The 18502-nt window shown below is 46.8% G+C and carries 18 protein-coding genes, 1 pseudogene and 2 other annotated features; of the genes and pseudogenes, 16 read left to right on the forward strand and 3 right to left on the reverse strand.

Features of this window, described 5'->3' with window-relative positions; genetic code table 11:
- Positions 1 to 102: 102 nt before the first annotated feature.
- The 7 genes and pseudogenes from MHH46_RS05160 to tsaD all read left to right on the forward strand — a co-directional run bounded on the left by MHH46_RS05160 (position 103) and on the right by tsaD (position 3943).
- The gene (locus MHH46_RS05160; protein ID WP_175617343.1) at positions 103 to 273 is read left to right on the forward strand and encodes a hypothetical protein; all 171 of its coding nucleotides are present in this window, start codon (positions 103 to 105) and stop codon (positions 271 to 273) included.
- A gap of 31 nt (positions 274 to 304) precedes the next feature.
- Positions 305 to 490 carry an H-type small acid-soluble spore protein gene (locus tag MHH46_RS05165; RefSeq protein WP_036676525.1) on the forward strand — a complete coding sequence of 62 codons (186 nt, stop codon included), beginning with the start codon at positions 305 to 307 and terminating at the stop codon, positions 488 to 490.
- Between the two features lie 146 nt (positions 491 to 636).
- A pseudogene (locus tag MHH46_RS05170) lies at positions 637 to 959 on the forward strand (multidrug resistance efflux transporter family protein).
- Between the two features lie 98 nt (positions 960 to 1057).
- On the forward strand, positions 1058 to 1540 hold the full coding sequence (tsaE, locus tag MHH46_RS05175) for a tRNA (adenosine(37)-N6)-threonylcarbamoyltransferase complex ATPase subunit type 1 TsaE (protein ID WP_076129229.1): 483 nt from the start codon (positions 1058 to 1060) through the stop codon (positions 1538 to 1540).
- Between the two features lie 5 nt (positions 1541 to 1545).
- On the forward strand, positions 1546 to 2376 hold the full coding sequence (tsaB, locus tag MHH46_RS05180) for a tRNA (adenosine(37)-N6)-threonylcarbamoyltransferase complex dimerization subunit type 1 TsaB (RefSeq protein ID WP_076129228.1): 831 nt from the start codon (positions 1546 to 1548) through the stop codon (positions 2374 to 2376).
- A complete protein-coding gene (gene rimI, locus MHH46_RS05185) occupies positions 2373 to 2897 on the forward strand; it encodes a ribosomal protein S18-alanine N-acetyltransferase (protein WP_036676521.1) in 525 nt (174 codons plus the stop codon). The genes tsaB and rimI overlap by 4 nt, the downstream gene beginning before the upstream one ends.
- The gene (gene tsaD / locus MHH46_RS05190) at positions 2894 to 3943 is read left to right on the forward strand and encodes a tRNA (adenosine(37)-N6)-threonylcarbamoyltransferase complex transferase subunit TsaD (protein ID WP_076099403.1); all 1050 of its coding nucleotides are present in this window, start codon (positions 2894 to 2896) and stop codon (positions 3941 to 3943) included. The genes rimI and tsaD overlap by 4 nt, the downstream gene beginning before the upstream one ends.
- A gap of 42 nt (positions 3944 to 3985) precedes the next feature.
- Positions 3986 to 4280, forward strand: a binding site (T-box leader).
- A gap of 52 nt (positions 4281 to 4332) precedes the next feature.
- Positions 4333 to 4614 (forward strand) — a binding site (T-box leader).
- Positions 4615 to 4671: 57 nt separating this feature from the next.
- Here tsaD and MHH46_RS05195 read toward each other — a convergent pair.
- A complete protein-coding gene (locus MHH46_RS05195) occupies positions 4672 to 4797 on the reverse strand; it encodes a hypothetical protein (protein ID WP_256716582.1) in 126 nt (41 codons plus the stop codon).
- A gap of 53 nt (positions 4798 to 4850) precedes the next feature.
- Here MHH46_RS05195 and MHH46_RS05200 point away from each other — a divergent pair, with 53 nt between their 5' ends.
- Positions 4851 to 6386, forward strand: coding sequence for a 2-isopropylmalate synthase (locus MHH46_RS05200; RefSeq protein WP_036676518.1), 1536 nt, complete (start codon positions 4851 to 4853; stop codon positions 6384 to 6386).
- 406 nt (positions 6387 to 6792) lie between these two features.
- Here MHH46_RS05200 and MHH46_RS05205 read toward each other — a convergent pair whose 3' ends face one another.
- The gene (locus MHH46_RS05205; RefSeq protein WP_076129226.1) at positions 6793 to 8733 is read right to left on the reverse strand and encodes an ABC-F family ATP-binding cassette domain-containing protein; all 1941 of its coding nucleotides are present in this window, start codon (positions 8731 to 8733) and stop codon (positions 6793 to 6795) included.
- A gap of 244 nt (positions 8734 to 8977) precedes the next feature.
- On the opposite strand from MHH46_RS05205, the gene MHH46_RS05210 reads away from it, so the two are divergent.
- The 7 genes from MHH46_RS05210 to groL all read left to right on the forward strand — a co-directional run bounded on the left by MHH46_RS05210 (position 8978) and on the right by groL (position 14455).
- Positions 8978 to 9613 (forward strand): 5-formyltetrahydrofolate cyclo-ligase, encoded by a 636-nt coding sequence (locus tag MHH46_RS05210; RefSeq protein WP_076129225.1) that lies wholly within the window; start codon positions 8978 to 8980, stop codon positions 9611 to 9613.
- Positions 9614 to 9616: 3 nt separating this feature from the next.
- The gene (gene moaC, locus MHH46_RS05215) at positions 9617 to 10087 is read left to right on the forward strand and encodes a cyclic pyranopterin monophosphate synthase MoaC (RefSeq protein ID WP_076129224.1); all 471 of its coding nucleotides are present in this window, start codon (positions 9617 to 9619) and stop codon (positions 10085 to 10087) included.
- 85 nt (positions 10088 to 10172) lie between these two features.
- Positions 10173 to 10658: a molybdenum cofactor biosynthesis protein B gene (locus tag MHH46_RS05220; RefSeq protein ID WP_036676512.1), complete on the forward strand. Its 486-nt coding sequence runs from the start codon at positions 10173 to 10175 to the stop codon at positions 10656 to 10658.
- Positions 10659 to 10797: 139 nt separating this feature from the next.
- Positions 10798 to 11040, forward strand: coding sequence for a twin-arginine translocase TatA/TatE family subunit (locus MHH46_RS05225; RefSeq protein ID WP_036676510.1), 243 nt, complete (start codon positions 10798 to 10800; stop codon positions 11038 to 11040).
- 143 nt (positions 11041 to 11183) lie between these two features.
- Complete coding sequence (gene tatC / locus MHH46_RS05230) at positions 11184 to 11951, forward strand: twin-arginine translocase subunit TatC (protein ID WP_076129223.1); 768 nt, start codon at positions 11184 to 11186, stop codon at positions 11949 to 11951.
- A 512-nt stretch (positions 11952 to 12463) separates the two neighbouring features.
- Positions 12464 to 12745 carry a co-chaperone GroES gene (gene groES, locus MHH46_RS05235; RefSeq protein WP_036676506.1) on the forward strand — a complete coding sequence of 94 codons (282 nt, stop codon included), beginning with the start codon at positions 12464 to 12466 and terminating at the stop codon, positions 12743 to 12745.
- 78 nt (positions 12746 to 12823) lie between these two features.
- Positions 12824 to 14455, forward strand: coding sequence for a chaperonin GroEL (groL, locus tag MHH46_RS05240; protein WP_076129222.1), 1632 nt, complete (start codon positions 12824 to 12826; stop codon positions 14453 to 14455).
- A 137-nt stretch (positions 14456 to 14592) separates the two neighbouring features.
- On the opposite strand, the gene MHH46_RS05245 is transcribed toward groL, so the two are convergent.
- Entirely contained in the window at positions 14593 to 15570 is a 978-nt protein-coding gene (locus MHH46_RS05245) for a tRNA-dihydrouridine synthase (RefSeq protein WP_076129221.1), read from the reverse strand.
- A 264-nt stretch (positions 15571 to 15834) separates the two neighbouring features.
- Here MHH46_RS05245 and MHH46_RS05250 point away from each other — a divergent pair, with 264 nt between their 5' ends.
- Positions 15835 to 18417, forward strand: coding sequence for an S-layer homology domain-containing protein (locus tag MHH46_RS05250; RefSeq protein WP_405132575.1), 2583 nt, complete (start codon positions 15835 to 15837; stop codon positions 18415 to 18417).
- Positions 18418 to 18502 lie beyond the last annotated feature (85 nt).

The following is an 18502-nucleotide window of genomic DNA, read 5'->3' on the forward strand; positions in this document are numbered from 1 at the left end:
TTAGTATGAGGCAGGAAAGGCTTTTCTAGCCGGGTGCATTTTTTGAGAAGCTTGGGAAAAAATAAACTCGGACCTGTGAAGTTGAGGAGGAGAATCTAAGGTATGGAACCAAGAGATAACGAATGGAGCGATGCGCTGAGCGAGCAGGATATTCCGGCCACAGTTGTGGATTGGGAGAGCATTATTGCGTCCACGGAGGCCAGTCAGGTTTCCGATTCGGAAAAGCTAGATGCGGAACGAACCCTCGAAGATACGTCACCCTTAGAATCGTAAACTTTAGGAAAGATAAAGGAGGAGAACAGTTGTGGACGTCAAACGGGCACAGGATATTTATGCTTCTAAAGAAACTGTAAGTGTACATTTGGATGGGGAGCCTGTATGGATTGAACATGTGGATGAAGAGAACGGAATGGCTACGGTACAAGTTGGCTCTCGACCAACCAATACGCACACTGTGGGTGTTGAACGACTCGAAGAGCAAGAGCACTAACAAAGGTCTACTTAGAGCGTACGTTAAAGCTGAATTATAGTTTAAAAAAAAGAGACTTTTTATGCTTAAGTTTGCGTAAAGGTCTCTTTTTTGATTTGGAGCATAACTGACGTCAAGGTTGACGGTGTAAGATTTAAACCAATATATTGGATCAGGCAGGACAGTCCATTATTGTTGCGCTGTGTTCAGGAGTTATTGCCACAGTATTATTCTTTCAAGCTACAGATATGGTAGGAGCAGCATGAGCGGATTAGCGGCAGTCGAAGCCACCCAAACCCTAGAGGTATTATTCGCATTATTAAGTGAAATGTTGATCCTGTCTTCGCCTTCACCTTCTTTATTGTCATGGGGAGGAATCTTAGTCATTATCCTTGGAATGATACTACATAGCCTTTTCTCGCAGCGATCGGTATCGAAATCCAGCTTGACCACGCAAGTGAAGAAGAGGACTGTATCTCCTTCAGCTTAAACAATGGGCAGGGACAGTTGTTGCGGTGGATGCACCATACCGATATAATTGAATGTAATGGTTTTCGACAGGTATATTTTAAAAGGTGGTAGTTGTAGTTGGACAAAACAGTCGAAACGGTGTTCACTTACCGTTCTTACAATCTGCAGGATACGGAGCAACTGGCAAGTGCAATAGCTGCTGCTTCAACGGCAGGCATGGTTATCGGTTTGGACGGTGATCTAGGCGCAGGAAAAACGGCCTTCTCGCAAGGTTACGCTCGCCATCTTGGAGTGAAAGGGATCGTAAACAGTCCTACTTTTACTATTATTAAAGAGTACGAAGGTCGTCTGCCGTTATATCACATGGATGTATATCGGATTTCACTTCAGGAAGCAGATGAGCTTGGATTGGATGAGTATTTCTATGGTCAGGGTGTTTGTTTGGTAGAATGGAGCAGTATTATTACGGAGTTAATGCCGCCGCGGCATATGCATATATACATGGAAACAGTTGGACCGGAGGAAAGAATCATTACGGTGACCGCAATCGGGGAGCCTTATGGTGAGCTTTGCCGGGAGCTGATCAAGAAGTGGGGTTAATAAAAATGACGAACGAGAATACAGAGCCGCGCAAGCGGCTTTTAGCGCTGGATACATCAACTGCCGTATTGGGGGTTGCAGTGACCGAGAATGGAGAATTATTGCATGAAATTAATGCTTCCGGTGAACGGAATCATTCGGTGCATTTGCTGCCGATTATAGAGCAGGCGCTACAAGCTTCGGGAACAACCGTTGCTAATCTGGGCGGGATTGCGGTTGGTGTGGGCCCGGGATCTTATACGGGAACACGGATCGCGGTTACCGCTGCCAAAACACTGGCTTGGGCATGGAATGTCCCGGTAGTTGGTATTTCGAGCCTGCATGCTGTGGCATGGGGTGGGTATGAAACAGCCCTTAAGAATAAGACGACAGCAGAGTCAGGACAAGCCACTGCGAACAGTGGCTACGGTCCAGACTGGATCATTCCACTGATGGATGCGCGTCGGGGACAGGTCTACACAGGATTATTCGCAGCGGATGGGAATAGTTCTCTTAGCCGCCTTGAACCAGATGCCATCCGGTTGATGGCCGACTGGGTGGAGTACTTGGCAGAACGTTTACAACAGGCTTCAGCTGAAGGAACTAAACCAGCTATTCTATGGTTTGTTGGAGAAACCGCTGTACATGGCAGCGAAGAATCACTACATCCGCTGGCGGAACTCGGCACTTCTGTAGCTATTCCATATGAGCTGGAGGGCCGCTGGACAGGCTTCCTTGGTGAAGCCCGGCTGCAAGTAGAGAATGATGATATTCATAGCTTGATCCCTAACTATACTCAGATTTCGGAAGCGGAGGCCAATCTGCGGTTAAGTAGTAAAGGAGGCTTAAAACGATGACGGAAGTGGAATCATTGAGAGCACAAGAGGCTGACCTTGTTTTTCGTCTGATGAAGCTGGAGGATATTCCGGACATTCTTATTATTGAGCGCGAAGCCTTTACCATGCCGTGGACGGAGGAAGCTTTCCGGAATGAGCTGACGCATAATCATTTTGCTAAATACATGGTTATGGAGCTGGCAGGTCATATAATTGGCTATGCTGGAATGTGGGCTATCGTGGATGAGGCGCATGTGACGAATATTGCCTTACTCGAAGCTTATCGTGGACGTAAATGGGGGGAGCGCCTGTTGGAGGAGTTAATGAATACAGCCTCTTACGTAGGCATGAAATCCATTACGCTTGAGGTGCGGGTATCCAACGAGGTAGCTCAGAATTTATATCGTAAAAAAGGCTTTCGTTCTGCCGGTACACGCAAAGGATATTATTCCGATAATCGCGAGGATGCACTCATTATGTGGGCGGATCTACCGGAGTATAAGGAGCATGGCTATTTGGAAGGAAGCGTGGACTTGAAATGAAGACAGAAACGGGCGCAGCTCAACCTGTACTAATACTTGCTATAGAGACCAGTTGTGATGAAACCTCGGTGGCCGTGGTCAAAAACGGATCAGAAGTGTTATCCAACATCATCTCGAGTCAAATAGAGACACATCGTGCTTTTGGGGGCGTGGTGCCAGAAGTGGCTTCCCGTAAACATGTGGAGGTAATTACGCTCGTAATCGAGGAAGCGCTCGCCAAGGCAGGCGTTACACCCGAACAATTGACTGCGGTAGCGGTGACTCAAGGCCCGGGTTTGGTGGGAGCTTTACTGGTCGGGGTAGTAGCAGCTAAAAGCCTTGCTCTTGCATGGGGCAAGCCGTTAATTGGCACGCATCATATTGCAGGCCACATCTATGCTAACCGTCTGGTTGCAGAGTTGCAGTATCCATGTATGACACTAGTGGTGTCAGGTGGACATACGGAACTGGTTCATATGGAGCGTGAGGGTGAGTTTCGAATTATCGGCCGCACGCGTGATGATGCTGTAGGTGAAGCATATGATAAAGTGGCTCGGGCGCTAGGGTTCCCTTATCCCGGCGGACCCCATGTAGATCGCCTGGCACGCGAAGCGACGGAAGTTGTTGCATTGCCGCGGGTATGGCTGGAGCCGAACTCTTATGATTTCAGCTTCAGCGGTCTAAAATCGGCGGTGCTGAATGTGGTGAATCAGAGCAAAATGAAAGGTCTTGAACCCAATGTCGCAGGCATCGCCCGGGGGTTCCAAGAATCCGTAGTTGAAGTGCTGGTGGAAAAGGCGGTACGCGCCGTTAAGGCCACTAACTCCAGACAGTTATTGCTCTGTGGGGGGGTCGCTGCTAATGGCGGACTCCGCTCGGCATTAATTTCGCGCTGTGAAACGGAGGGCATTGAACTTATTATTCCTCCACCGGTGTATTGCACGGATAATGCGGCGATGATTGGAGCGGCTGCATACGTGAAGTGGCAGCATGACGGTGGAATACCGCTGGATATGGTAGCTGACCCTGGATTCTCACTGGAACAATGGTCTGTATCTGCCTATTGACATCATTTGGAGCTAACGAGTATAATCAGTTCAATTAAACAAGCAAACGCGATGAGCGGAAGTAGTAAGGATACTCTGGGATAAGAGAACTGCGGGTGGGTGCAACGCAGTCGAAGGAGTCCTGAACTCGTCTGGGAGCGGAGCGGTGGAAGCATTACTGGCAATTGTCGCCGGAACGTTTGTACACCGTTTACGGGTAACCTCCGTGATAGGGTGGTCTAGTACCTAACATACTGGACCGTAGAGTGGATGTTCAATTGGAATCGGCAGGAACTTAGCCGATACAGAGCATCAACAAGAGTGGTACCGCGAAGGTTAACAGCCTGTCGTCTCTTGAATGAGATGGCAGGCTTTTTTGTATGGATTTAGAGTGGTGAGTAATTTATATAATACACGCTAAGAACGGGAGTAGTAGAGTTTGACGGTGAACAGAGAGCTGCGGGTTGGTGCGACGCAGTCACCGGATTTCTTGAAGCTCGCCCGGGAGCGGAGCGGCGGAACAAGAGTACGCTGCCTACGGCTGTCCTCGTTATCGGACCTTTCCGGATTTAAGCTGGCATGCCAGCTTGAACCGGGAAGAAGAGCTGGACGCAGCTTTGAGGCTTGTTATTAGTGACAGCCGATGCGTCAAAAAGAGTGGTACCGCGGAGGGGTAACCCGCCGTCTCTTTATTAGAGACGGCGGGTTTTTGCGTTCTTGTAGAAGAAGTCCGGGGAATGGACTCAACGCTACATAAGACGCCAAAAGTGAACACTCTGCACATTGTGCAGAGATTCATTTGTTTCAGCTGCCGGCAGCAGTGGGTGGGAAATGAGCAGAACCGCAAGTCGACGTGTGGTTCTGCGCTGAAGCATAGGATAGAGATAAGGCATCCAATTACATGAAAACAAAACTAGGAGGAATTCAGATGATTATTCCAGTTAAGAAACGTATTCAAATTTTCGATACGACCCTGCGTGACGGTGAGCAGGCCCCTGGGGCTAGTCTGACTCCTGAGCAAAAAATATTGCTGGCTTATAAGCTAGCTGATCTGGGTGTTGATGTAATGGAGCCGGGGTTCCCGGTATCGAGTCCTGGAGATTTTGCAGCGGTGCAGACGATTTCGCGCAAGGTGCGCAACGTGGAGATTTGTGGTTTCGCGCGGGCCGTAAAAGGGGACATCGATGCTGCAGTCCGGGCCACTCAAGATGCTGAACGTCGGCGGATTCACTTGTTTATCTCCTCTTCTGATATTCATTTGCAGCATCAACTGCGTATGAGCAGAGCTGAAGTCGTAGCTAAAGCGCGTGAGATGACGGCTTATGCGCGACAATTCTGTGATGTAGTTGAATTCACGGCCATGGACGCTGCGCGGACAGGGATTGATGATCTGATTGAAATGGTTGAAGCAGTTATAGAGGAAGGGGCCTCCATTATTAACCTGCCGGATACAGTAGGATACGCATTGCCACATGAATATGGCGAGATGTTCCGGAGAGTGCGGCAGGGAGCAAGAGGTGGTGGCAAGGTCAGCTATAGTGCCCACTGTCATAATGACTTGGGGCTGGCTGTAGCTAACAGTCTGGCAGCGATTGATGGAGGGGCGACTCAGATAGAAGTCACCGTGAACGGTGTAGGCGAGCGCACAGGGAACTGCGCACTGGAAGAGCTTGTTATGGCGCTTGAAACCCGCGGCGATGCAATCGGTGCAGAAACAGGTATCGTGCTGGATAAACTGTATGATACTTCCCGGCTGATTAGTGGAGCGATGCATTTCCCAATCGCCTATAACAAGCCGGTCGTCGGAAGAAATGCCTTCCAGCATGAGTCCGGGATTCATCAGGATGGCCTGCTCAAGGATCGTAGTACCTATGAGATTATGGATCCCGAACGGCTGGGCATCCCCCGCAGCATGATCATTCTGGGCAAACATTCTGGCAGACATGCGCTGAAGGATCGGGCTGCGAAGTATGGAATAACGCTGGAGCCTGCGGAGCTGGATGCACTTTATGAGTCCTTTAAAGAGACCGCTGACCGTCAAAAGGTCGTCAGTGATGACCAGCTGCTGCAAATGGTAAGCAGTACAACTGGACAACAAGCTCAGGTCTATGAGCTGGGTGAGGTTCAGGTATTGGCGGGCAGTGCCCAGCGCCGTGTAGCTGCAGTTACGGTACGCCATCTGCAGACTGGCCGGGAAACGTCACATACCAGCACTGGCGAAGGCCCGCTTGAAGCGATTATCGCCGCTATTGGGCAAGGGATCGCTGAGGAGATAGACTTTGCAGGACTCGAGCTTCATTCGCTTGGAAGCGGAGAGAATGCGCAAGCAGAAGCAGCGGTGATGGTGGAGTGGGAGGGCCTTAAATTCAGAGGCACGGCCACTCACCAAGATATAATTATGGCGGCAGGCATCGCTTATATCGCAGCCTGTAATGCTGCCCTGCTCTCTACACAGATTGTCTAAAATACGACGTGCCCGCTGTCAGTTTAGGAGATAGCGGGTTCTTTTTTAGCAGAAAATCAGTCTTGTAAAATGGGGTTACGTCTTTTGTCAAGTTGTGGACAACGTTATCCACATATTCTGCCTGAGTTGTGTAAAAAGTGCGTAAAATCAGCAATAACGGCTTTTTTCAAAATGCTCTAATAAACAATTTTGTTGGCAATGAAACACTGTGAGAATTGTGGATAATGTGGATAGATCCGTGGATAATAATTCCTTTTCCTTGAAAATACCGATTTAACGCATAAAAAAGACCCCGAAGGGTCTTTTGAAGTAGGGAGTTATACACGAAACCTGTGTATAGAGCTGTGGATAACTATTTATGAACAAATCTAGAACGATGAAAAAATATTTATAAGGAGGATTTACATTATTCGTCAGCAAGGATTTCCCATTCGCTAAAGAAATCTGTCAGCTGAGATTTTTTGTTCTTCAGGTCCTCTTCATAACCTTGAAGTGCTAAATAATCCTGATAAACTTCAGGTTTAGTCATTTCATGCTCTATAAATACGATTGATTCTTCAAGTGAGGCGATGTTCTCCTCAAGCTCTGCGATACGCCGTTTGCGGTTACGCTCTTCACGCTTAGCCTGCTTGTCTGCTTCAAAAGAGGTTACAGCGCTTTTTTCAGGTACAGCAGCGTCCTTATTGACGTTTTTAGTAGCTAGTTCAGCGGCATCTTTTGCAATCTCTTCTAATTCTCGTTTCTTCTCGACATAGTCATCGTAGTTGCCGAGGTATTGGTCGATCCCTTCGGGATGCAGCTCCAGTACCCGTTCCGCCATTTTGTTCAAAAAATAACGGTCATGGGAGATGAACAGCAGGGTGCCTTCGAAATCAATTAAAGCAGATTCCAGAACCTCACGGCTGACCAGATCCAAATGGTTGGTAGGTTCATCGAGAATTAGCATATTTGCACCGCGGAGCATTAGTTTAGATAAGGAAACCCGAGCTTTTTCGCCGCCGCTGAGTGCGGAAATCTTCTTAAGAACATCCTCTCCGCTAAAAAGGAAATTACCAAGGATCGTACGAATTCTGGCTTCCTCGATCATTGGATATTCACTCCACAGTTCTTCCATAACCGTATTTTGTGGATTAAGGCGGGTCTGTTCCTGATCATAATAAGCAATTTTTACTTTAGTGCCCCAATTCACCGTTCCAGCAGAAGGCTCACGGGTTCCGGTCATACACTGCAGCAGTGTGGATTTACCGATACCATTGGGACCGATCAGGGCAGCAGTCTCCCCACGACGAAGCTCAAAAGAAGCGTCCTTGAATAAAGGTGAACCTTCATTAAAGGCAACCGCAACATTGCGCACTTGAAGCACCTCTTTTCCAGACATGAAGTCTGGCTCAAAGGAGAAGCTAGCCTTCTTCAGATCGCCCATTGGACGATCTAGACGATCCATCTTCTCAAGCGCTTTGCGTCTGCTCTGCGCACGTTTTGTGGTGGAAGCCCGGACAATATTTTTCTGAACGAAATCCTCCATTCGAGAAATTTCATCCTGTTGCTTCTCATATTGCTTCATCCGTGCTTCATATTCGGCAGCCTTCAAATCTACATAACGACTGTAGTTACCCGTATAACGCCGGGACTGGTGCCGCTCGATCTCTACAATAGTGGTCACGAGACGGTCTAGGAAATAACGGTCATGGGATACAACCAGAATCCCGCCAGCATAGCTGCGGAGGTAATCCTCCAGCCACGTTAACGTTTCGATATCCAGATGGTTAGTAGGCTCATCCAGCATCAGAAGATCTGGAGCCTGAAGCAAAATACGGGCCAGCGCGAGCCGGGTTTTTTGGCCTCCACTAAGGGTAGAAATGGGTGTATCTGGTGGGAAATCACTGAAGCCCATGCCGTGTAGGACACTGCGAATCCGTGTATTCATTTCATAGCCGCCGTGGTCCTTGAACCAATCCGAGCGCCGCGCATATCGTTCAAGCAGTTCTTCGTACCGCTTGGGGTCTTCCGCGAGCTTAGGATCAGCAATACTTACTTCTAACTCTCTCAGCTCAGTTTCGGCTTCGATCAGCGGAGCGAAGACCGCCATCATTTCTTCATGAATGGTTTTGTCAGATTGCAGTCCGCTATTCTGAGCTAAATATCCGATTGTTGTTTCTTTTGATTTATGAATTTGACCGCTGTCATAAGACATCTCACCGGCCAGAATTTGTAGAAAAGTTGATTTGCCGGCACCATTCACACCCACTAGCCCGACACGTTCCTTTTCATTTACCTGTAGGCTTATGCCATCCAGTACGTTCTGTATACCATATGATTTAGTAATTCCTGTCGCTTGAAGAAGCATAACGATGAAACCTCCACCCTTGCATATTTCGCCTTGGTATTTATCCCTCAGCCGTATGAACAACTTATTCTATAGTTTACATGAAAAGCGTTTCCCAAGCGAGGGTTCGATCTAATGTAAGGAGGGAATAACGACCTAGTCCGATAACACAGTTCTATCCACCTTGGCGAACCGGGGAGAAGAGTGGTAAACTGGATTTACAAACAAGGATAAGCTAGGGATGAATAAGAGGGGGAGGCCGACAATGTCCAGCAAGGAGTCGGAGATCTCCAAAGTAAAGCAACAATTACGAACCGAGAAGACCATCGCCCGAAACGAGCTGTCTTCGGACCAGAGAAGTAAACTATCATCTGAAGTCTGCCACTATGCATTGGAGTGGCTGGAGACGAAGGGTATAACTTCACTAATGGCCTATGTGTCTTTTCGTTCAGAGCTTGATACCCGCCCACTTATCACACAGGCGTGGAAAGATCAGCGTAAGGTGCTGTTGCCGCGTGTAATTCCAGCAAGCGGTGAAATGAGTGTCCACGCGGTGAATGCATGGAGCGATTTAGAGCCGGGGGCTTATGGTATCCATGAACCTATTGTCTCCAGCAGAGATTTATTAGAGATTGAAGAGATTAAGCTACCTGCTGTTGTGTTCGTACCAGGGCTAGCATTTGATCTTCAAGGCGGCAGGCTTGGCTACGGTCGAGGATACTATGACCGGCTACGTGCGTCTTGGGAGAAAGCCGGGTACGTTAGCGCACAGCCCCCGATATGGATCGGGTTAGCTTACGGCATGCAGTTGGTTCCAAGGGTGCCGATGGATGAGCATGATGCTTTAATGGACATGCTGATTACTGAAAATGGTATAGTGCACTGCCGAAAAGGAGAGTGAGCCATGGAATTGACCCATTTCAACGAGCAGGGAAGAGCTCGTATGGTGGATGTGAGTGAGAAGGAGATTACGAAGCGGACAGCTGTCGCGCGGAGTATGATCAAGATGGCTGCTGGAACGCTGAGCGCCATTAAGAGTGGCAAGATCAGCAAAGGTGATGTCCTTGCTGTTGCACAGATCGCCGGGATTATGGCGGCTAAGAAGACGTCAGACTGGATTCCGATGTGCCACCCGCTGCCACTTACCGGTATTGATATCAGCTTCTCCGATAACAGCGAAGATGAACTTTATATAGAAGCAACAGTCCGTACTACAGGAAAAACCGGAGTAGAGATGGAAGCCTTAACCGCTGTTTCTGCCTCAGCACTAACGGTGTACGACATGTGTAAGGCTATTCAGAAGGATATGATTATCGGACCGACGCTTCTGGTATCTAAGAGCGGGGGCAAGAACGGAGATTATGCGCTCGAATAAGTATCAGCTGCTTTTGTTCGAAGCGCTGATGCGAGCAGGCTGAACTGTACAGCCAACTATACATATAGAGAGGAAGGACAAACCTATGGCGTGGAAGACAGCAATCCTAACGGCCAGTGATAAAGGGGCCAGGGGCGAACGGGAAGACACGAGCGCCCAGGTTATTCGGGAGCTGGTGGAAGAGGAACTAGGTGGCGAGATCATTGAATATCGAATCGTTCCCGATGAACAAGATGAGATTATCGCAGCCTTGATTGAACTGACGGACTATTTTCAGGCAGATTTGGTACTGACCACCGGAGGCACAGATCTGGCGATTCGTGATGTGACCCCGGATGCTACTCGGCGAGTGGTAGAACGGGAAGTGCCTGGGCTCTCAGAAGCTATGCGAAGCACAGTGATGCAAAAAAACCGTGCAGCTATGCTTTTTCGTGGGATATGCGGCATTCGCGGTCGCACGTTGATTGTCAATTTACCTGGAACGCCGAAGGGTGTTCATGAGAATCTGGCAGCTATTATGGATCAATTACCGGAAGCACTGCTCATGGTAACTGGCCAATACCGCCAATAACCCTTTGTCATCTTCTTGTCACGTCACAATGATAATCTATTTATAGAAGAAAGTGGATGTAACTGTGACATAAGTTATGGTATTATTAAATTAAAGTAAACGATACCATGAACGGACAGGTGGACAAGGAGGAATAATAATGTTTAGTGGAATTGGTACTCCTGGTATTATTTTGTTGGTCATACTGGCACTTCTGCTCTTTGGCCCAAATAAACTGCCAGAGCTAGGCCGTGCAGTTGGACGAACCTTCCGTGAATTTAAGGAAGGCGCGCGTGAAATCATCGGGGATAATGAACCGGTGAAGAAGAGCGAAGCTCCTGTGCCGACGGCCCCGCAAACGGTCGCTGCAGATATTCCTCAGGACAAACGCCTGCCGGAATAATAGAAGATCTTTCAATGGGGCATTCTCAGGAGTCTACTAGACTTGAGGAGACGCCCCTTTTTCTTTGCTTTCCGCAGCAACGGACACTGCTTTGAAGAAAGTTAGTGTTATCTTTTTTACTCTTGTCATGGGATGGTGTCTGGATGTCTCTGAAATCGGAAGAAATGTCGGTGGTGGATCATCTCACCGAGCTGCGCAAACGGATTATTTATGTGTTAGTCGTATTTGTCCTTGGATTAATTGGCGGTTTATTTTGTGCAAAGCCCATTTACGATTATTTGATTAGCACGGACCTGGCGCAAGGTTTTGTTCTGCATGCATTCTCATTCTGGGATGGCATTGGGATGTACATGAAGATCGCGATGGCCGTTTCGCTAGTGATTTCTGTCCCGTTTATTGCCTACCAGCTGTGGGCATTTATCAGTCCGGGCCTGCGGCCGGAGGAGCGAAGTGCGACACTTCGTTATGTTCCCTATGTGTTTGTTCTTTTCCTTATCGGTCTTTCTTTTGCTTATTATATTGTTTTTCCAATGGCACTCTCGTTCACGATCTCAATTACCAGAAGCATGGGACTGGAAGAGACCTACGGGATTGCACAGTATTTTAACTTCATGTTCAGCCTGGTATTGCCGCTGGCATTGCTGTTTGAACTTCCATTGCTGGTGATGTTTCTGACCAAACTAAGAGTACTCAACCCGCTACGCTTGCGTAAAATGCGTCGGTACGCCTATTTCACGCTTGTTTTTATTGCTGTAGTTATCACGCCCCCGGATTTTATCTCAGACTTTCTGGTGACGATTCCACTGCTCATTTTGTATGAGTTCAGTGTATTTTTATCTGCATTTGTCTATCGCAAGCAACTTGCTGCGGACGCGGCACGGGATGAACGGTATGTTCAGAAGCAGGAGTGAGGAGAGAGGCTGCCGCTAAGTAGATTTTCTACGAATGTGGCAGCTTTTTTGCTATAAGTTGATTTCATTAGTTGGATTGAATACACTTAGTAAGTAATTGTTATCGATCGATCAGGATCATTAGTTGCAAAGGTCTAACCATTCTAGCAACGTTCATATCTATAAGGGGTGAGAGGAAAGCGCTGGAATCCTACGCATATTTTCAAAACCCGTGGATACAATGTAATAGAGTGTGTGCTTGGACAAGCATTGAAACGTATTTTTTTGCGAAAACTAATACGAATTTGTGTAAAAAGACTTGAAATCCGGGCTCAAGTTGAGTATCATAAAAATTGTTGTTAGCACTGCACGCTGTTGAGTGCTAACGCTCTTGAAAAATAGGAGATGGGCTGGAGATTAGCAGGGTTCCATTGATATTTTTCAAGAACATCACAGCATTCTAAGCTTGACCGGTAAGTTCTAAACTATGTTTTGAAGCAAAATAACATAATTTTAAAGGAGGCTATTTTTTCATGATCAAACCATTAGGTGAACGCGTATTGGTGCTACCGAGCGAGCAGGAGGAAACAACTTCATTCGGGATTGTGCTTCCGGACTCCTCGAAAGAAAAGCCACAAGAAGGAACTATTATTGCAGTAGGTAGCGGAGCTTTGAAAGATGGAGTACGTGTAGCACTTGAAGTTAAAGAAGGCGACCGTGTTCTTTTCTCAAAATATGCAGGAACAGAAATCAAATATGAAGGTAAAGAATATTTGATTATGAAAGAAAGCGACATTCACGCGATTCTTGACTAAGCAAGAGTCGATCATAAGCTAAATCTAAACTACTTAAAGTAATATGATATACAAAAAATTCTAGGAGGTAATTACACAATGGCTAAAGAAATTAAATTCAGTGAAGAAGCTCGCCGTTCTATGCTTCGTGGTGTAGATGCTCTGGCAAACGCGGTAAAAGTTACACTTGGACCAAAAGGCCGCAACGTGGTGCTTGAGAAGAAATTTGGTAGCCCACTCATCACTAACGATGGTGTAACGATCGCTAAAGAAATCGAACTTGAAGATGCATTCGAGAACATGGGTGCTCAACTGGTTAAAGAAGTTGCTACTAAGACTAATGATGTAGCCGGTGACGGTACTACAACTGCAACGGTTCTGGCTCAAGCTATGATCCGCGAAGGTCTGAAGAACGTAACTGCTGGTGCTAACCCAATGGTTATCCGTAAAGGTATCGACAAAGCGGTTCGTGCAGCTGTTGAAGAATTGCAAAAAATCGCTAAGCCTATCGAAGATTCCCAAGCTATCGCTCAAGTGGCTGCTATCTCTGCTGCTGACGATGAAGTAGGTCAATTGATCGCTGAAGCTATGGAAAAAGTAGGTAAAGACGGTGTTATCACTGTTGAAGAATCCCGTGGATTCGCTACTGAGCTTGAAGTAGTAGAAGGTATGCAATTCGACCGTGGTTACATTTCCCCATACATGATTACTGATACAGACAAAATGGAAGCTGTTTTGGAGAATCCATACATCTTGATCACTGATAAAAAAATCAGCAGCACTCAAGAAATTCTTCCATTGCTTGAAAAAATCGTTCAACAAGCTAGACCGCTTGTTATTATCGCTGAAGATATCGAAGGCGAAGCACAAGCTATGCTGATCGTGAACAAACTGCGTGGAACATTCAACGCTGTTGCTGTTAAAGCTCCTGGCTTTGGCGACCGTCGTGAAGCTATGCTGCAAGATATCGCTGCCCTGACTGGTGGCCAAGTGATCACTGAGAAGCTCGGTCTTGATCTGAAGAGCACTTCCATTGAACAACTGGGTAACGCACGTCAAGTACGCGTAACTAAAGAAAACACAACAATCGTAGACGGAAGCGGCGACAAAGCGGACATCAATGCACGCGTAAGCCAAATCCGTGCTCAACTGGAAGAAACAACTTCCGAGTTCGACAAAGAGAAATTGCAAGAGCGTCTGGCTAAATTGGCTGGCGGCGTAGCCGTTGTCAAAGTTGGCGCTGCAACTGAAACTGAACTTAAAGAGCGCAAACTTCGCATCGAAGATGCCCTGAACGCAACTCGCGCAGCGGTTGAAGAAGGTATCGTATCCGGTGGGGGTACAGCTCTTGTGAACGTATATAACGCTGTTGCTGCTGTAGACGTAACTGGCGACGAGAAAACAGGCGTTAACATCGTGCTTCGCGCGTTGGAAGAGCCAATTCGCACCATCGCAGCTAACGCTGGTCAAGAAGGTTCCGTAATTGTGGACCGCTTGAAAAAAGAAGAAGTAGGTATCGGCTACAACGCTGCTACTGGTGAATGGGTGAACATGTTCGAAGCGGGTATCGTTGACCCTGCTAAAGTAACTCGTTCCGCGCTGCAAAATGCTGCATCCGTAGCGGCTATGTTCTTGACTACTGAAGCAGTTATCGCTGACAAGCCTGAGCCTGAAAAAGGCGGCGGCATGCCTGATATGGGCGGCATGGGTGGAATGGGCGGCATGATGTAAGGAAATCATTATCGAAGCAATTCGATGATGAGTTTCCTTGAGAGGAAACACCATTTGACCACATAGTACAAAAATGAGAGACCTTTCATAAGTTCATTGAACTTTTGAGAGGTCTCTCATTTTTTTGTGGGTATAATTTAATCTAATTCTTGCTCTAAAACAGTTTTTACTAAACGACGTACTTCATCTGTTGATCTTGTATCCATTAATTGATTTCTTAGTTCGCCTGCGCCTCTAAATCCACGAACATAGATTTTGAAAAAGCGAAGAAGTGGTTTAAATAAACGTGGCTCGAGTTCATTTGAATATTTATCGTGAAGATCCAACTGTAAAAGAAGTAAATTGAGAAAATCCTTCGCGCTGTGTTCTTTAGGTTCTTTTTCAAAAGCAAATGGATTGGTGAAAATGCCGCGGCCAATCATGACTCCATCAACGCCGTATTGTTCTACTAATTTTAATCCTGTTGCGCGGTCAGGAATATCTCCATTAATAGTTAACAACGTATTTGGAGCAATTTCATCGCGTAATTTTTTTATTTCAGGGATTAGTTCCCAGTGTGCCTCTACTTTACTCATCTCTTTTTTTGTACGAAGGTGAATGGAAAGGTTCGCAATATCTTGTTTCAATATATGTCCTAGCCAATCGCGCCACTCGTCAATATCAGAGTATCCTAATCTTGTTTTAACACTAACTGGCAATCCACCTGCTTTTGCTGCTTGAATAATTTCTGCTGCAACTTCAGGATGTTTTATTAATCCAGCACCTTTTCCATTCGATGCGACGTTTTGTGCTGGGCACCCCATGTTTAAATCGATACCACGAAAACCAAGTTTTTTCATATCAATGCTCATCTGTTCAAAAAATACGGGTTTATCACCCCAAATATGAGCGACAATCGGTTGCTCATCTTCTGTGAACGTTAATCGACCACGTACACTGTCTTTTCCTACAGGGTGACAATAGCTTTCTGTATTTGTGAATTCTGTGAAAAATACGTCGGGTTTTGCAGCTTCACTAACGACGTGCCGAAATACAACATCTGTGACATCTTCCATGGGCGCTAATATAAAAAACGGCTTCGGTAAATCAAGCCAAAAGTTTTGTTCGTTACTCATATTATCTCCTCTTGTTGTAATATATAAAAACGATATAAGGATAGCAAAGTCCTATACCCATCATACATAGTATCATTTTTTTTCGTTTGATGCACAGAATCAATGATATGAGAATGTTCATCCATGGCTATTTGTTTATAATCTGTTTATTGATACTTGTTATAATCCTGTAGATGAAAAGTTTGTAATATAAAGTCGAATCGTGTTAACGAATCGATTATAGACAAACGACATAACGCATCCAAAGAACAGGGGGATAAGCAAGTGAACAAAAAGCAATGGATAAGCTCTATATTGGCTGCTGCTGTATTATCAAGCCCTATCATTATGCCGACCAAAGGATCGGCAGCGGCTTCCTTTATTGATATTGATGGCTCATATGCAAAGAAAGCGATTGTTGAGCTATTCGATCAGGGGATAGTGACTGGTGTCGGAGAGAGTAAGTTCTATCCTACGTCGAATATTACAAGGCAGGATTTTGCAATTATTTTAGCAAAGACATTAAAGCTGGATGTTTCAAACCCTCCTGCACTGCCAACCTTTCTGGACGTTCCCACAAGCAACTACGCATACAGCTATGTAGAGGCAGCTGTCAAAGCCGGATTGATTAAGGGTACAGGCAGTAATCTTTTCGGTACGGGGCAAAATTTATCACGTCAGGATATGGTCGTCATGTTCGTGAGAGCATTGGGAGTCAATCCTACGGGTAAAGCTGGAACTTTGCAATTTGCTGATAGTAGCCAAATTGCTGATTATTCCAAAGATTTTATAGCTGCTGCTGTGGAATATGGATTGATTACCGGATATAATAATTTTTTTAATCCTGATGCCAAAGTAGATCGTCAGGCCGTAGCTCTAGTAGCCTCTAAGTTTCTGAAGTTTAAGGAGAACGGAAACACTGAGCAGCCCGCCTCCACCCCAACTGCTCAACCGAGTAAAGAGCCGGTAACAGTGCCTACTCCTGTTGTTGGAGGGTCTTCCTCTTCGCAAAGTGAGCATAGCAGCAATTCAGATACAAATGCACCTATGGTTGAAAGTACCAAGTTCGAGGCGATCGATAACTACAACGGGACACAAGATCAGCTTCGCGGGTTAGCGGGAGCCATTGGCGAGCAAGGAGCAGCGGTACAAGCCTACCTGTGGACGGATGCGAATGAGAACGGTGAAGTAGATGCCGATGAGTTAGGAACAGCCATCGCATTAGGCACCAGCGAAGCAGACGGATCTGTGAGTGCGGCCAATATTGGGGATCTGAACGCAGGAACGTATCGTTTCGTGATTACCGCTAAGGATTCATCCAATAATGAATCAGCGAAGAACGCTGCACATGCGGTTACGGTGACCTTAAGCAAAAACGAAGTTCCGGATACGAGTGCACCAGTAGTGGACGCAACTAAGTTCGAGGCGATCGATAACTACAACGGGACACAAGATCAGCTTGGCGGGTTAGCGGGAGCCATCGGCGAGCAAGGAGCAGCAGTACAAGCCTACCTGTGGACGGATGCGAATGAGAACGGTGAAGTAGATGCCGATGAGTTAGGAACAGCCATCGCATTAGGCACCAGTGAAGCAGACGGATCTGTGAGTGCGGCCGATATTGGGGATCTGAACGCAGGAACGTATCGTTTCGTGATTACCGCTAAGGATTCATCCAATAATGAATCAGCGAAGAACGCTGCCCATGCCGTTACGGTGACCTTAAGCAAAAACGAAGTTCCGGATACGAGTGCACCGGTAGTGGACGCAGCCAAGTTCGAGGCGATCGACAACTACAACGGGACACAAGATCAGCTTCGCGGGTTAGCGGGAGCTATTGGCGAGCAAGGAGCAGCGGTACAAGCCTACCTGTGGACGGATGCGAATGAGAACGGTGAAGTAGATGCCGATGAGTTAGGAACAGCCCTCGCATTAGGCACTAGTGCAGCAGACGGATCTGTGAGTGCGGCCGATATTGGGGATCTGAACGCAGGAACGTATCGTTTCGTGATTACCGCTAAGGATTCATCCAATAATGAATCAGCGAAGAACGCTGCCCATGCGGTTACGGTGACCTTAAGCAAAAACGAAGTTCCGGATACGAGTGCACCAGTAGTGGACGCAACTAAGTTCGAAGCGATCGACAACTACAACGGGACACAAGATCAGCTTCGCGGGTTAGCGGGAGCCATCGGGGAGCAAGGAGCAGCGGTACAAGCCTACCTGTGGACGGATGCGAATGAGAACGGTGAAGTAGATGCCGACGAATTAGGAACAGCCCTCGCATTAGGCACTAGTGCAGCAGACGGAGCTGTGAGTGCGGCCAATATTGGGGATCTGAACGCAGGAACGTATCGTTTCGTGATTACCGCTAAGGATTCATCCAATAATGAATCAACGAAGAACGCTGTACATGCGGTTACGATTGAGCTTGTTAATGGTGTTCTGACCACACCTACGGTTACTAGCTCTATATATGGCTTTGACGGAGGCGGCGGTTCAAAAACAAAACAACTGATAACGGGTTCTACACAATCGCGCATTCGCTTCGACTTTTTCTCCGGAGAAAGCTTTACGAATGCTGAAATTCAGGTAACGATGGAAGGCATTACCTTTACCACAAACGACTATTATACCATTAGTGGATGGACACATCCGACGAGTGATCAAATTAGCAATAATGGGCATACGTTAACTTTCACAGGAAGTAACATAGGTGTTTCGGATATCGCTTTTGAACTTCATAATAAAGTGATGCCGGCACCCGGGACCTATCTCATTAAGTTCAAAGCAGATGCGGATGGACCTGGAACAGCCAGATCTTATTCCGAGGAACAAGTCATTACCTTAATTATTTTGCCACCGGCTTAAACTAGAAGCTTCTCATGAGTTCTTTGAACTTGTGGGAAGCTTCTTTTTTATGAAAAATAGGATTGCTCAATATAGTCTAAATGAG

Origin of the sequence: Paenibacillus sp. FSL H8-0175, from assembly GCF_045040615.1 — a bacterium.
Taxonomy (GTDB): Bacteria; Bacillota; Bacilli; order Paenibacillales; family Paenibacillaceae; genus Paenibacillus_AQ; species Paenibacillus_AQ odorifer.

Bases quoted from the DNA above. Each gene is read 5' to 3' on its own strand.
- tsaD (WP_076099403.1), top strand. From the start codon at position 2,894: ATGAAGACAGAAACGGGCGCAGCTCAACCTGTACTAATACTTGCTATA.
- tatC (WP_076129223.1), top strand. From the start codon at position 11,184: ATGTCTCTGAAATCGGAAGAAATGTCGGTGGTGGATCATCTCACCGAG.
- MHH46_RS05160 (WP_175617343.1), top strand. From the start codon at position 103: ATGGAACCAAGAGATAACGAATGGAGCGATGCGCTGAGCGAGCAGGAT.
- MHH46_RS05225 (WP_036676510.1), top strand. From the start codon at position 10,798: ATGTTTAGTGGAATTGGTACTCCTGGTATTATTTTGTTGGTCATACTG.
- tsaB (WP_076129228.1), top strand. From the start codon at position 1,546: ATGACGAACGAGAATACAGAGCCGCGCAAGCGGCTTTTAGCGCTGGAT.
- MHH46_RS05205 (WP_076129226.1), bottom strand. From the start codon at position 8,733: ATGCTTCTTCAAGCGACAGGAATTACTAAATCATATGGTATACAGAAC.
- MHH46_RS05220 (WP_036676512.1), top strand. From the start codon at position 10,173: ATGGCGTGGAAGACAGCAATCCTAACGGCCAGTGATAAAGGGGCCAGG.
- MHH46_RS05195 (WP_256716582.1), bottom strand. From the start codon at position 4,797: ATGCTTCAGCGCAGAACCACACGTCGACTTGCGGTTCTGCTCATTTCC.
- moaC (WP_076129224.1), top strand. From the start codon at position 9,617: ATGGAATTGACCCATTTCAACGAGCAGGGAAGAGCTCGTATGGTGGAT.
- groL (WP_076129222.1), top strand. From the start codon at position 12,824: ATGGCTAAAGAAATTAAATTCAGTGAAGAAGCTCGCCGTTCTATGCTT.
- MHH46_RS05210 (WP_076129225.1), top strand. From the start codon at position 8,978: ATGTCCAGCAAGGAGTCGGAGATCTCCAAAGTAAAGCAACAATTACGA.
- rimI (WP_036676521.1), top strand. From the start codon at position 2,373: ATGACGGAAGTGGAATCATTGAGAGCACAAGAGGCTGACCTTGTTTTT.
- MHH46_RS05245 (WP_076129221.1), bottom strand. From the start codon at position 15,570: ATGAGTAACGAACAAAACTTTTGGCTTGATTTACCGAAGCCGTTTTTT.
- MHH46_RS05200 (WP_036676518.1), top strand. From the start codon at position 4,851: ATGATTATTCCAGTTAAGAAACGTATTCAAATTTTCGATACGACCCTG.
- groES (WP_036676506.1), top strand. From the start codon at position 12,464: ATGATCAAACCATTAGGTGAACGCGTATTGGTGCTACCGAGCGAGCAG.